Here is a 12,536-nt window from a genome sequence, read left to right on the forward strand (position 1 = left end):
CGAGCCGCCGTTGACGTTGACCCGGGCGGCGTCGATGCGCATGTCCTTGATGAACTTGAGTACCACCGAGGCGAAGGCCTCGTTGACCTCGAACAGGTCGATGTCTTCAACGCGAAGCCCGGCCTTGGCTAACGCCTTGCGTGTGGCCGGTGCGGGGCCGGTGAGCATGATCGTAGGGTCGGTGCTGGTGACCGCCGTGGCGACAATCCGCGCCCGCGGTTGCAGGCCCAACTCGCGGCCCTTGGCTTCCGAGCCGATCAACATCAACGCGGCGCCGTCGACAATACCGGAGCTGTTGCCGGGGGTGTGGACGTGGTCGATCCGCTCGACATGGCTGTAGACCCGCAGTGCGGTGGCGTCAAAGCCCATCTGCCCGATCATCTCGAAGCTGGGCTTGAGCTTGCCCAGGCCTTCGAGCGTGGAGTCGGCACGGATAAATTCATCGTGGTCCAACAGCACAATGCCGTTCTGGTCCTGCACCGCGATCAGCGATTTGTTGAAGGAACCGTCTGAGCGCGCCCTGGCTGCTTTCTGCTGGGAATGCAGGGCGAAGGCGTCGACGTGCTGGCGACTGAGGCCTTCCAAGGTCGCGATCAAATCCGCGCCAATGCCTTGGGGCGTGAAATGACTGTGCAGGTTGGTTTGTGGGTCGAGCACCCAGGCGCCGCCATCGCTGCCCATGGGTACGCGGGACATCGACTCGACGCCACCGACCACCACCAGGTCCTCGAAGCCGGAGCGCACTTTCATCGCCCCCAGGTTCACCGCCTCAAGGCCCGAGGCGCAGAAGCGGTTGACCTGGAGACCGGCGACGCTGACGTCCCAGTCCGCCACCAGCGCGGCGGTCTTGGCGATGTCGGCGCCCTGGTCCCCCACGGGGGTGACGCAGCCGAGGACGATGTCATCCACCTGGCGGGTGTCGAGGTCGCTGCGCCGGGCCAGCGCAGTCAGCAAACCCGCCACCAGGTTTACCGGCTTGACGCTGTACAAGGCACCGTCGGCCTTGCCTTTGCCCCGGGGCGTGCGTATCGCATCAAAGATCAAAGCTTGGGTCATGACGTCCTCGAACCGCTGTGCAGGTGTGCCCTTACCTTAGGCCCGATTGACACGGTTTCAATGACGGATGCGCTCATTGCTTTTGACCCCCTCGCTCGGACGAACGGTAGCGGGTGAGTGCAATCCTTTGATTAATCGTTTTAGCGGTCTAGCCAAGGCATTGGCGTCAAGATGGCGATAGGCCTCATACTTATTTAACTAAAATATACGACCAGGTGATACGAAATGGATCTAAGCCAGGCAGAACGAGGGCTCTAAGGTTCACTCAGTAGGAAGTTGCTGCCGGGTTTTGCTGGAGCGACCGTAAGAAAAGTGACACGTCACGTTGCGATACTGAAATAAACCGGCACGCATTTGACGCTCAGGAATAACAACAAAAGGCAGTCAGCCATGTTCAAGCATTCGAAAGTACGTCAGGCGGGACTTATTCTGTTCGCCACCACACTGATTCTGATCCTGCCCAACCTGACCAAGGTTCTTGGCTGACGAATCACACACCTCATTCTGTGCATCAGGATTTCCGTTTTTGGCAGCGCCTGCCGGGACATTGCGAATAGCGGTCCTGTTGCAGGGGCTGCCGTTTTGCCTGGGAAATTTCCGGTATCTTAGGCGCCATTCCCTCTCGCACCGGGCCTCCCTCTTGAAATCGATCCTCGCCCTCCTCGCCGTGTTCCTCGCCCTGCCCGCTGCCGCCGCGCAGTTGACCATTGAGTTGGACCACGCCAGCAAGACCTGGCAGACCGCCGACCTGCTCAAGCACCCCGATGCACAGACGGTGGATATCGTTGATGACGTTTCCTACAAGCGCAACATGACGTATCGCGCAGTCCCGCTGGCAGTACTCTTACCGGGTCTGCAGGCGGAAAACCATCTGCAGGCCGTTGCTCTCGATGGGTTCGCCGCCGAACTGAGCGCCGCACCTTTGCTGGAAACACACGGCGCCCGCGCCTGGCTGGCGGTGGAAGACCCCACCCAGCCGTGGCCCGCGCTGGCCGAGGGCAAACCGAGTGCCGGGCCGTTCTACCTGGTGTGGACGAACCCTCAGGCCGGGCACATCAGCCCCGAGCAATGGCCGTTCCAGATCGCCGGGATCAAGCAGTTGCAGACGGTCGCCGAGCGCTTTCCGGCGTTGTTGCCCGACCCGAAGCTGAGTGCGGATGATCCGGTCAACCAAGGCTTTGTGCTGTTCCAGAAAAACTGCATGGCCTGTCACCGCCTCAATGGGGCTGGTGATGCCCAGGTGGGGCCGGACCTGAACATTCCCTACAACCCCACCGAATATTTCAGCGGCGATTTCCTCAAGCGCTATATCCGCGACCCGCAAAGCCTGCGCCGCTGGCCCCAGGCGAAAATGCCGGCCTTCGCCGCCGGGGTGTTGCCCGACAGCGAGCTAGCGTTGTTGGTGGGGTATTTGAAGCATATGGCCGGACGTAAGCAGCAGCCCTGAGTTATTGCTGCTGCACCAAAACCAGCGGCGTCGGCGCCACAAACACCTTGGCATGCATCTGCTCATGCCCGCCGCCGCGACGCATGCCGCGCACCGGGCAAGCGTCCAGATAATCCAGGCCCACGGCCAGTTTCAGGTGGCGCTCCGGCCGCGCCAGTTGGTTGGTCACGTCAAAGCTGTACCAGGCGTCGTCCAGCCAGGCTTCGGCCCAGGCGTGACTGGCCAGGTGCGTGCTGTCCTCGGTGTACAAATACCCCGACACATACCGCGCTGGAATCCCGAGGCTGCGCGCACAGGCCAGGAACGCGTGGGTGTGGTCCTGGCAGACACCCGCACGCCCCGCGAAGGCCTCGGCGGCGCTGGTGTCGACCTCGGTGGCGCCAGGTGTGTAGACCATCGAATGGTTGAGCGCGTGCATCAGGTCGATCAGGGCGCTGCGGTCGCGGCGCTGATGGCAATGCTGCTCGGCAAAGCGACGCAAGGCTTCGTCAGGCTCGGTCAGGCGTGTACTGCGCAGGAACGGGAAGGCTGACTGGCTCTCGTGCTCAGCCTCGCGCAACTCGTCGATATCCACCTGGCCGCGGGCGCCAATAATGATGGCGTCGTGGGGCTCGTCCATCGTCAGCACATGCAGGATATTGCCGAACGGGTCGACCTGGGCGCGCACCGGACGCGGCAGGTCCAATTGCCAACTGATTACGTGCTGGCGCTCGCTGTCGTGGGGCGTAAGACGCAGGTACTGGATGCTTGCGCGCACCTGATCGTCGTAGTGGTAGGTGGTTTCGTGGCTGATGGAGAGTCTCATGCCGCCTCCAGGTAGGAACTGTAGATGGCGTCGCCCAACTGGCGGACCAAGGGGATAAAGTCGGTCAGCCAGGCGTGCAGGCCTTCCTCGAGGATTTCGTCGATCGCGGTAAAGCGCAGGCGTGCGTCCATTTCGGCGGCCAGGCGCTGGGCCGGGCGGCCGTTGAGGCCGGGCAGGCTGGCGAGGATCTGGTCGATCTCTTCGCTGCAGGCCCGCAACGAGCGCGGCACATCGGCACGTAACAGCAACAGCTCCGCCACTTGCCGGGAGCCAGGGGCGTCGCGGTAGATCTCGGTGTAAGCCTCGAACGACGACAACGCACGCAACAAGGCACTCCACTGGTAGTACGCGTGGGCCGTGCCATCGCTGACCGCTTCGGCCTGGTCGCCGGCCATTTCATAGCGCGCATCCAGCAGGCGCAGGGTGTTGTCGGCGCGCTCGATGAACGTGCCCAGGCGGATAAAGCGGAAGGCATCGTTGCGCATGATGGTGCCGTAGGTCGCCCCACGAAACAGGTGCGAACGCTCCTTGACCCACTCACAGAACCGACTCATGCCGTAGCGGCTCAAGCCCTGCTGGGCGATATCACGGATATCCAGCCAGGTGGCGTTGATGTTTTCCCACATGTCGGCGGTGATTCGCCCACGCACGGCATGGGCACTGGCCCGCGCAGCGCCGAGGCAACTGTAGATGCTGGCCGGGTTGGCCGCGTCCAGCGCGAAAAAGTGCAGCAGGCGCTCGGCGTGCAGTTCGCCGTGGCGTTCGTGGTAGTCCTCCAGGGTGCCGGTGATCAACAACGGCATGGCCAATTCATGCAAACCGTCGCCGCGCCCGTCCTGGGGCATCAGCGACAGCGAATAGCTGACGTCGAGCATGCGCGCGAGGTTTTCCGCACGTTCCAGGTAGCGCGACATCCAGTACAAATCCGAGGCAGTTCTACTCAACATGGCATCAGTCCTCAACCACCCAAGTGTCTTTGGTGCCGCCGCCCTGGGACGAGTTGACCACCAGCGAGCCTTCGCGCAAGGCCACGCGGGTCAGGCCGCCGGGCACCACACGGGTTTCCTTGCCGGACAACACGAACGGGCGCAGGTCGATATGACGCGGAGCGATACCGTTTTCGACAAAGGTCGGGCAGGTGGATAAACACAGGGTCGGCTGTGCGATATAGGCGTGGGGCTTGGCCTTGATACGGGCGCGGAAGGCTTCGATTTCCGCCGCGCTGGAGGCCGGACCGACGAGCATGCCGTAGCCGCCGGAGCCTTGGGTTTCCTTGACCACCAGGTGCGGCAGGTTAGCCAGTACGTAGGACAGTTCGTCGGGCTTACGGCATTGGAAGGTCGGAACGTTCTTCAGGATCGGTTCTTCATCCAGGTAAAAACGGATCATCTCGGTGACAAAGGGATACACCGACTTGTCATCCGCCACCCCGGTGCCGATCGCGTTGGCCAACACTACGTTGCCCGAACGATAGGCGGCAAGCAGGCCGGGGACGCCCAGCATGGAGTCCGGGTTGAAGGCCAGCGGGTCGAGAAATGCATCGTCGAGGCGCCGATAGATCACGTCCACGGCCTTGGGGCCGTCGGTGGTGCGCATGAAGACGCGGTCATCACGCACGAACAGGTCGGCGCCCTCCACCAGCTCCACGCCCATTTCCCGGGCAAGGAAGGCATGCTCAAAGAACGCACTGTTGAAACGCCCGGGAGTCAGTACCACCACACTCGGGTTATCCAGGGGGCTCGAGCTTTTCAGGGTGTCGAGCAGCAAGTTGGGGTAATGGTCGATCGGCGCGATACGCTGGGCCGCGAACAGCTCGGGGAACAGGCGCATCATCATCTTGCGGTCTTCGAGCATGTAGCTGACGCCGCTCGGGGTCCGCAGGTTGTCCTCCAGCACGTAGTAGGTGCCGTCGCCATCGCGAACGAGATCGACGCCGGAGACGTGGGAATACAGATCGCGGTGCAGATTCAGCCCCTGCATTGCCAACTGATATTGCTCGTTGGCCAGCACCTGTTCGGCGGGGATGATTCCGGCCTTGATGATGCGTTGTTCATGGTAGAGGTCGGCGAGAAACATATTCAGCGCCTTGACCCGCTGAATGCAGCCACGTTCGACAATCCGCCATTCACTGGCCGGAATGCTGCGCGGGATGGTGTCGAAGGGAATCAAGCGCTCGGTGCCCTGTTCATCTCCGTAAAGGGTGAAGGTGATCCCGGCGCGGTGAAACAGCAAATCGGCTTCGCGCCGGCGCTGGGCCAGCAATTCAGCAGGGGTTTCAGCCAACCAGCGGGCGAACTCGCGGTAATGGGGGCGAACCTGCCCTGCCCCATCGTACATTTCGTCGTAATAAGTGCGGATCATGCCGTACTCCTTGTCACCCGGACGCGAGAATCATCGCAAGGCCCGTGCCAGCGGCATAAACACTTAAAAATCAGTGAGTTAAATAATAACGGAGAGCTAAGAGCACCATCCTGGTGCGTAGAATGCCCAGCGTCCGGCCGCACGCTTCATCACAATGCGGGCTTTGACTATCAACAGCATAGCCAGAGTTGATTTCAATGCCCGGCCAGCGTTGCGGATAATCACCACCATCTGCTGAACAGGACCCGTCCTACAGCCCAATCCATCGCGCAATCGGTACCGTGTGCCCTCGTGTACCGACCGACTCCTTCGGTCTTCCCTTTCGGCCACCCTGCTCGGGTGGCTTTTTTTTTGTCTGAAAATACAGCGCAAGTTTCGCCCGCTTTCAGACGCCACAAACAAAATCGGCCGACCCAAAGGTCAGCCGATACGCTGTGTTTCTCATACTGCTACATGGGTAACCCACGCACCTCCTGCTTGACGCCCCATCCTTCGATGATCCCGCCCAGCGGCTCGACCACCGCTTCAAAGTCTTGCTCGAAGTCTCCTATGCCGTCGTAGGTTGCAAACATGATCTTGCTCAGTTCCAAGTACCAGGCGCCATCGTCGCGCGCGCTGACCTGGGCATTCAGGGACTCGCCACGAAATCGACCCGCAGCCCTGCGCGCCCGTTCCTCGTCCGGGAAAATGGCGTAGAACTCGATGGGGTGGAACCGTGAAAAATCGAAGCCGCCCTCTTTCATGCGGCGCAGAACGTTGGTGCTGATGTCTTCTTGATAGGCTGTGCTCATGAAACGTCCTCCTCAAACCGATGGATAGACTTTCCGTGCTTCCCTAGCCGGCGCCGTACTGGCGCGGGGGCTACGACAATGACATCACCGCTGGAAAACAAGCATGTAGCTGACAAGACCAGACCTTAGCGATTCATTCGCTGATCTCACTTGCAGAGTAGCGCGAAGCTATCACCTCCACCAGAGGCGCTTGAATGGCATACAGGGAATGTTCAGGCGGCGGGAGAGATGTCGAGGATCTGGATACTGTTCTGGTCTTTGAGGATCTTGACCGTCGGTTCGGGTTTGCGGCCGTCCAGATCATTGAGGTCCAGTTCGGCGGCCACCGGCACCAGCTTGTTGCGAATCATGTGTGCCGCATCCTCGAGGCTCGGCTTGCGGTCGCAGGCGAACCGCTCCACGGACTGCACGCCGTGATCATCAACGAAGGTAATCTGCCAATTTTGCATCGGTGCCTCCTCGATAGAACCCGTGTGTGGGCTTACTTCTATCTGGACCTTGAGGGTTCGGCAAACGTTCCACTCAAGGTCGCAGGCACCGGATCAACTGCGCTTACTTCTCAGCGCGTTCCTTCAGGGCTTTCAAGGTGTTGAACGGGGCGTCCACCACAAACTTGTTGGCCAACCACGAGGGCACGCTGCCGCCTGGCTCGGTGTGTACCTGGTAGGTCACTTCGGTTTCATTGGCACCTTTAGGCACCAGTTTCCAGTAGCCTTCGACCTGGGCCACGCGCACGTAGCCCTTCACTTCCGGCTGATAGGTCGGCACTTCCAGCAGGGTGCGGGTCACGCTGCCGTCGGCGGCCTTGGCCGTGGTGATTTCCAGGATCGAATCGCGGTCGGTCACTGGGAACGGTGCCTTGAATTGGGTGTAAGTCCAGCTCTTGTCGCCTTCCAGCTTGAGCAGTTTTTGCGACTTGCAGTCATGAATCCAGGCGCAGGCACCGACCGCATCTTGCTGCAAGGCCTCGATCTTGGCCACGGGTGCCTTGATCACTGTCACACCGCGATACGCCTTGTACTTGGAACCGGCGACTTCGCTCAGCGACACCTTGATCCCGTCTTCATCCTTGGCGACTTGCCAATCCTCAGCCTGAGCAGTGGCAGCAAATAACACTGTAAAACCGCACAACACAGCCATTCGTTTCAGCGAACCCATTGTTGTATTCCTTATTGTTGAAGTTCCGATAGTAAAGCCCATCAAGCCGCCGTCATCTGCTCCCACCAGCCGATCAACCTGATCGCATCGGCCTGGTCGGTGCCGCAGACCTCGATATCCGCCTTGAAATCACTGCACACCGCCGGCCGTTCCGGTTGCCCGAACAACTGGCATAAGTGTTCGACCGACAGGTGCAGACAGCGTTCGCCCGCGGGTTTGCCCTGAGGCATTCCCGGCAGCGGTGAACTGATGGAGGGGGCGATGCAGCAAGCGCCACAGCCTTCACGGCATTTCATGACCAGCAGGTCCTCGACGGCTCAATAGGTATGGCCGGGCTAGAGTACGCCCTTAAACAGCCGTTTTAAAATGGTCTAACAGGGGTTTTTCGCAGAAAACAAAAGTGACTGACCAGTCTGCGACAGATGGTCGAGTGTCGACGTCACCTACGTAGGAAAAGTTTATTGCTTGAATTCGAAATCCAGCGCCGCGCCTTCCACGTCTCGCCGTTCTTCGTTACGCAGTTGCAGCCTCATCTCATTGCTGAGCAGGCGGCCGTTGATCTGGAATGCACTGTTGTCAGACGGCTTCTCGCCAAACATTGGCGGCAACAACGGTACGTTTTTGGGCGCGGGCATGCTGCCGATGGGCTGCAAGTGCCTGACCATGTCGGAGGGCAGGGACAAATCCAACTGTGCCGGTGGCAATTGGGTCTGGGCCACTTCACGGGCGGACTTGGACTTGCTCGCAATCGGCGCGCGTTTTTTTACCGGCGTGTTTTTTTTGTTCGTGACCGAGGCTTTTTTGGCCGGGGTCGGTTTTTTTGCGGGCGTTTTCTGATCGGTGCTCGCGGCCGGGGCGGGGTTGACCACAGGCGTTGCCGCCAGCGTGGCGCCGACATTACTCAGGCTGAACAGGCTAATCACTAAAACAGCGCGAAAAATAGAAGTCATATTGCCAACAGCATTAACGGCAGAGGGCCATATGCTCGCTTGTTGAGGGCAGCATGACAAGCGCGGTGATCAGCCAGCTATCAGAGTTGTCTGATTGGCGAACCTCAAAAACCGGCGGCGGTCTCCTGGCATAACTGACTGGCGAGCATCCCCAAGGTCATCAGCGCCCGCTCTGCCTCGCGGTTCCACGGCGTGCCGCAGTTAAGACGAATACAGTGGTTGAACTGTTCCGTATTACTGAAGATCAACCCCGGTGCGATGCTGATGCCCTGTTGCAATGCACGCACATGCAGTTCCTGGGTATTGACCCGCCCCGGCAAACTGACCCACAGGATAAAACCGCCGGTCGGACGGGTCATCTGGGTGCCTTCGGGGAAATACTGCTGAACCGCCAGTTGGAAAGCACTGAGGTTCTTGCGATATTCCTGGCGGATGTAACGCAGGTGCCGATCGTAACCGCCGTTCTCCAGGTACGCGGCGACGCCCATTTGGGTGACGCTGCACGCCGAATGCGTGCTGAACATCTGCAAGCGCTGGATTTCCTGCTGATACTTACCGGCAATCATCCAGCCAATGCGCACGCCGGGTGACAAGGTTTTGGAAAAGCTCGAGCAATAAATCACGCGATCAAGGCGATCGTAGGCTTTCAGGGCTTTGGTGCGACCCAGCTCGAACATCAGTTCGCCGTAGATATCGTCTTCGACGATCTGGATATCGAAATCCGACGCCAGGCGCAGCAATTGTTTCTGCCGTTCCTCGGGCATGGTGCCGCCCAACGGGTTGCTCAGGCGCGTGGTCAGCACCAAGGCCTTGATCGACCACTGATTGGCGGCCAATTGCAGGGCTTCAAGGCTCATACCGGTGGCGGGGTCACTGGGGATCTCTATAACCTTGAGGCCCAGCAGGTCCGCCAACTGCAGCAAGCCGTAATAGGTGGGTGACTCGGCGGCGATCAGGTCGCCCGGCCGCGTCAGCACCCGCAGCGACATCTGCAACGCATCAACGCAGCCGTGGGTGATCACCACTTCGGAAGGGTCCACCACCACGCCGGCATCGCGCATGCGGATCGCCACCTGGCGGCGCAACGGCTCGAAGCCTGGGCTGAACATGTAGCTGAACGCCCGTGGGCTCTGGAAGCGCGTGACCTTGGCCAACTGCTGGTGCAGTGCACGTACCGGCAAGTAATCCACACTCGGCACGGCCGCGCCCAGCGGGAATACGCCTTCGCGCCGCGACTCCACCAACACTTGCTGAATGATGCTGCTGCGGGTCACCAACCCCGGGCGCTCGACCCGGGCGATATCCGGCGTCGGCGCTGTCAGCGCCGGTGTCTGGTGTACGTAATACCCGGACTGCGGCCGCGCACGAATCAAGCCCTGATCTTCCAGATTGGCGTAGGCCTGCAACACCGTGGCATGACTGACGTTGAGCTGGGAGCTCATCTTGCGCACCGAGGGCACGCGTTCGCCCGGTTGATAGACACCGCGCCGGATATCCTCAGCCAGTTGCTGGGCGATACGTTGGTAAAGCAACAGATTGGTCATGACGCAGCACTCGATTTCACGGGTATTTTATTTTTGTGTGAAACATACCAGCACAGTTTAGAAGTGTACGGGGACAGTTGCCACAATAGTCGAGCGCGGGCGGCAGTGATAGAAAAAACTGTAAGGGTGGCCTGAGGAGTTTCGGGTACACCCGAAAAAAATGTGGGAGCAAGCCTCCTCCCACTTTTTGCTTGCGCCAGGCGCCTAGCGGGCGGCGCCGAGCTGGCCTTTTGCGTCAGAGAATACGATCTCTACCCGCCGGTTCTGCGCACGGCCGCGCTCGGAGGCGTTGGCCTCCACCGGGTACTGGTCGCCATAGCCTTCGACTTGGATGCGTTTTTCGTCGATGCCCAGGTCCACCAGCACATCGGCCACCGATTGCGCGCGGTCACGGGACAGTTGGAGGTTTTCCTGCTCGCCGCCGGTGCTGTCGGTGTACCCCTCGATACGCACGATGCGTTTGGGGTTCAGTTGCAGGAACTGGACGATTTTCAGTACGGTGCGGTTGGCCGAGTTTTTCAATTCGGCTTCGCCGGTGTCGAACAACACGTCGCCCAGGGTCATCACCAAGCCGCGATCGGTCTGGGTGGTGGCCAGGCTGGCGATCTGTTCTTCGAGCCATTTGCCTTGCTGCTGCACGCTGATCAGCTTGCTTTCACGCAGGGCCAGTTGCAGTCGCTGGCGTTCCAGTTCGAGTTTGGCACCGTGTTCCTGGTTGAGTGCCTGCTCGGTGTGTTCGCGGGCGATCGCGCTGTAGCGCCGGCTGAGGTAGGCGTAATGCACCACGTCGGCGCCGCTGCCCCAGTAGCTGGACAAGCGATCGGCACGGGCCAGGGACTCTCCGGCGCGGATCACGTCCTTGGGCGCGAAGCGCAGCACATTGGCGTCTTCCTTGACCTTCTGGAAGTCGCTGCCCGCCTGTTGCAGGGCCTGCTCGCCATTCGGGTGGCTGGCGCAACCGCCCAGGGCCGCGCTGCCCAGCAGCACGATACAACTCAAACCACGGATCATCGGGCTCATTGGGCTTCTCCCAACTGCAATTGCTTACGCAGGCGGGTGATACGGGTATTGAGCACGTTCAGTTGTTCCTGGCTCTTGCGGGTCAACACTTGGGCTTCGGCGAGACGTGCATCCAGTTCGGCCTGTTCGGCCTGCATGCGCGCGTGCTTGTAGGACCGGTCGGCCATGTCGGCCTGGGCCTGGGTGAGTTTGCCTTCGGCCAGTTTCAGCTCAGGCGATTCATCGGGGTTGGCACCCACGGCATTGGCTTGTTCCAAGGCTTGCTGGGTGAGGCGTATTTGTTCATTCGGCGCAGGATCGGCTGCACATCCCGCCAGAGCAACGACGGCGAGTGCCGCTAAAAGAGGTCGAAAAGTCACTGAAAATCCCTACTTTGTTGGGGTGCCGACGGGTTGTTGCAATTGCGCTTTCCAGCGCTCCAGATTGCGCTGCAGCGCAGCTTGCGCCACATCAGACCCGGACAATTCTGTCATCTTTTTCGCCAGCTGTCCGCGCAGCCATGGATCATTGCACGCGGAGTTGTGGGAAATCGCCAGGTACAGGCCAGGCTGATCGACGGGTACGTCGTGGGCAATCAGGTCATTGCTCATGCCCAGGGTCTCGGCCATGGCCATGCCGGAGTAACGCCCAGCGAGTACGTAGTCCACTTCCCCGAGCAGCAGTTTCTGGAACGCCGGAGTTAACGCGGGCAGGCGTTGCAGGGTCAATTGCTGGGCGGCGAAGGTTTCAAAGTCGTGGCTCAACCGTGCCCGTTCGGACACCGCGCCCTTGTGGCCGTGCAGGTCGGTGGCCGTGGTATAGGCCAGCGCCGAATCCTTGCGGGTCCAGACCAGATAATCGGTCTGCACCAGCGCCGGATGGATGTAGTCGAGGGTTTCCAGTTCGCCGAGATTCAACGGCGCATCGGCCAGCAGATCCATGCGCCCGCTGCGCACTTCATCCAAGGCCTGGGAGCGCGTGCCGCCGTAGAGCAGGTCGATTTTCAGCCCAAGGTCCTGGGCCACTTGCTGCAGCATGTCGGCGGTGGCGCCGATCAGGTGCGTGGGGTCCTGGGGGTCGCGCCAGAGCAAAGGCGGCGCATCCGGGCTGCCGGTCACCACCAGGCGCTCGCATTTGCCAGCGGCCAGCGACAAGGTCGGCAGCAACAGTGTGAAACCCAGCAGTACGGCCCAGGGGCGCAGTTCCATGGCGAGGTGCTCCGATAAATAAAAAGCCCGGTCACAAGACCGGGCTCTTTATAAGTGAAGCGACTGGATTAGACCAGCTTCTCCAACTCAGGTACGGCTTCGAACAAGTCCGCCACCAGGCCGTAATCAGCCACCTGGAAGATCGGTGCTTCTTCGTCCTTGTTGATCGCCACGATCACCTTGGAGTCTTTCATGCCGGCCAAATGCTGGATCGCGC

The 12,536-nt window shown here is 60.4% G+C and carries 14 protein-coding genes and 1 pseudogene; 1 reads left to right on the forward strand and 14 read right to left on the reverse strand.

Annotation, left to right across the window (positions count from 1 at the left end):
* Nucleotides 1–1,056 (reverse strand): acetyl-CoA C-acetyltransferase (locus L9Z73_RS15785; protein ID WP_247402620.1); only part of this gene is annotated, 1,056 nt, incomplete at its 3' end.
* Nucleotides 1,057–1,696: 640 nt separating this feature from the next.
* Here L9Z73_RS15785 and L9Z73_RS15790 point away from each other — a divergent pair.
* Nucleotides 1,697–2,503, forward strand: coding sequence for a c-type cytochrome (locus L9Z73_RS15790; RefSeq protein ID WP_247402623.1), 807 nt, complete (start codon nucleotides 1,697–1,699; stop codon nucleotides 2,501–2,503).
* Between the two features lies 1 nt (nucleotide 2,504).
* Here the strand turns inward: L9Z73_RS15790 and L9Z73_RS15795 are convergent, their stop codons facing one another.
* The 13 genes and pseudogenes from L9Z73_RS15795 to L9Z73_RS15855 form a co-directional block, all read right to left on the reverse strand.
* Entirely contained in the window at nucleotides 2,505–3,308 is an 804-nt protein-coding gene (locus L9Z73_RS15795) for a transglutaminase family protein (protein WP_247402625.1), read from the reverse strand.
* Nucleotides 3,305–4,255 (reverse strand): alpha-E domain-containing protein, encoded by a 951-nt coding sequence (locus L9Z73_RS15800; protein WP_247402628.1) that lies wholly within the window; start codon nucleotides 4,253–4,255, stop codon nucleotides 3,305–3,307. Before L9Z73_RS15800 ends, L9Z73_RS15795 begins: the two co-directional genes overlap by 4 nt.
* A 4-nt stretch (nucleotides 4,256–4,259) precedes the next feature.
* The gene (locus L9Z73_RS15805; protein WP_247402630.1) at nucleotides 4,260–5,669 is read right to left on the reverse strand and encodes a circularly permuted type 2 ATP-grasp protein; all 1,410 of its coding nucleotides are present in this window, start codon (nucleotides 5,667–5,669) and stop codon (nucleotides 4,260–4,262) included.
* A gap of 449 nt (nucleotides 5,670–6,118) precedes the next feature.
* Nucleotides 6,119–6,460 (reverse strand): ribonuclease E inhibitor RraB, encoded by a 342-nt coding sequence (locus L9Z73_RS15810; protein ID WP_003193463.1) that lies wholly within the window; start codon nucleotides 6,458–6,460, stop codon nucleotides 6,119–6,121.
* A 212-nt stretch (nucleotides 6,461–6,672) separates the two neighbouring features.
* Entirely contained in the window at nucleotides 6,673–6,909 is a 237-nt protein-coding gene (locus tag L9Z73_RS15815) for a hypothetical protein (RefSeq protein ID WP_247402633.1), read from the reverse strand.
* Between the two features lie 103 nt (nucleotides 6,910–7,012).
* The gene (locus L9Z73_RS15820) at nucleotides 7,013–7,618 is read right to left on the reverse strand and encodes an START domain-containing protein (protein ID WP_247402636.1); all 606 of its coding nucleotides are present in this window, start codon (nucleotides 7,616–7,618) and stop codon (nucleotides 7,013–7,015) included.
* 41 nt (nucleotides 7,619–7,659) lie between these two features.
* On the reverse strand, nucleotides 7,660–7,914 hold the full coding sequence (locus tag L9Z73_RS15825) for a YkgJ family cysteine cluster protein (RefSeq protein WP_247402639.1): 255 nt from the start codon (nucleotides 7,912–7,914) through the stop codon (nucleotides 7,660–7,662).
* Nucleotides 7,915–8,076: 162 nt separating this feature from the next.
* Nucleotides 8,077–8,568, reverse strand: coding sequence for a translation initiation factor 2 (locus L9Z73_RS15830; protein WP_247402642.1), 492 nt, complete (start codon nucleotides 8,566–8,568; stop codon nucleotides 8,077–8,079).
* Between the two features lie 104 nt (nucleotides 8,569–8,672).
* Complete coding sequence (locus L9Z73_RS15835) at nucleotides 8,673–10,112, reverse strand: PLP-dependent aminotransferase family protein (RefSeq protein WP_005790467.1); 1,440 nt, start codon at nucleotides 10,110–10,112, stop codon at nucleotides 8,673–8,675.
* 204 nt (nucleotides 10,113–10,316) lie between these two features.
* Nucleotides 10,317–11,132, reverse strand: coding sequence for an OmpA family protein (locus L9Z73_RS15840; protein WP_247402644.1), 816 nt, complete (start codon nucleotides 11,130–11,132; stop codon nucleotides 10,317–10,319).
* Nucleotides 11,129–11,491: a DUF4398 domain-containing protein gene (locus tag L9Z73_RS15845; protein ID WP_247402648.1), complete on the reverse strand. Its 363-nt coding sequence runs from the start codon at nucleotides 11,489–11,491 to the stop codon at nucleotides 11,129–11,131. The genes L9Z73_RS15840 and L9Z73_RS15845 overlap by 4 nt, the downstream gene beginning before the upstream one ends.
* 9 nt (nucleotides 11,492–11,500) lie before the next feature.
* Nucleotides 11,501–12,319 carry a substrate-binding periplasmic protein gene (locus L9Z73_RS15850; RefSeq protein WP_247402651.1) on the reverse strand — a complete coding sequence of 273 codons (819 nt, stop codon included), beginning with the start codon at nucleotides 12,317–12,319 and terminating at the stop codon, nucleotides 11,501–11,503.
* A gap of 68 nt (nucleotides 12,320–12,387) precedes the next feature.
* Nucleotides 12,388–12,536 (reverse strand): annotated as a pseudogene (locus L9Z73_RS15855) (hypothetical protein); the annotation flags it as partial.

This window comes from Pseudomonas emilianonis (genome assembly GCF_023072625.1).
GTDB classification, from domain to species: Bacteria; Pseudomonadota; Gammaproteobacteria; order Pseudomonadales; family Pseudomonadaceae; genus Aquipseudomonas; species Aquipseudomonas paraveronii.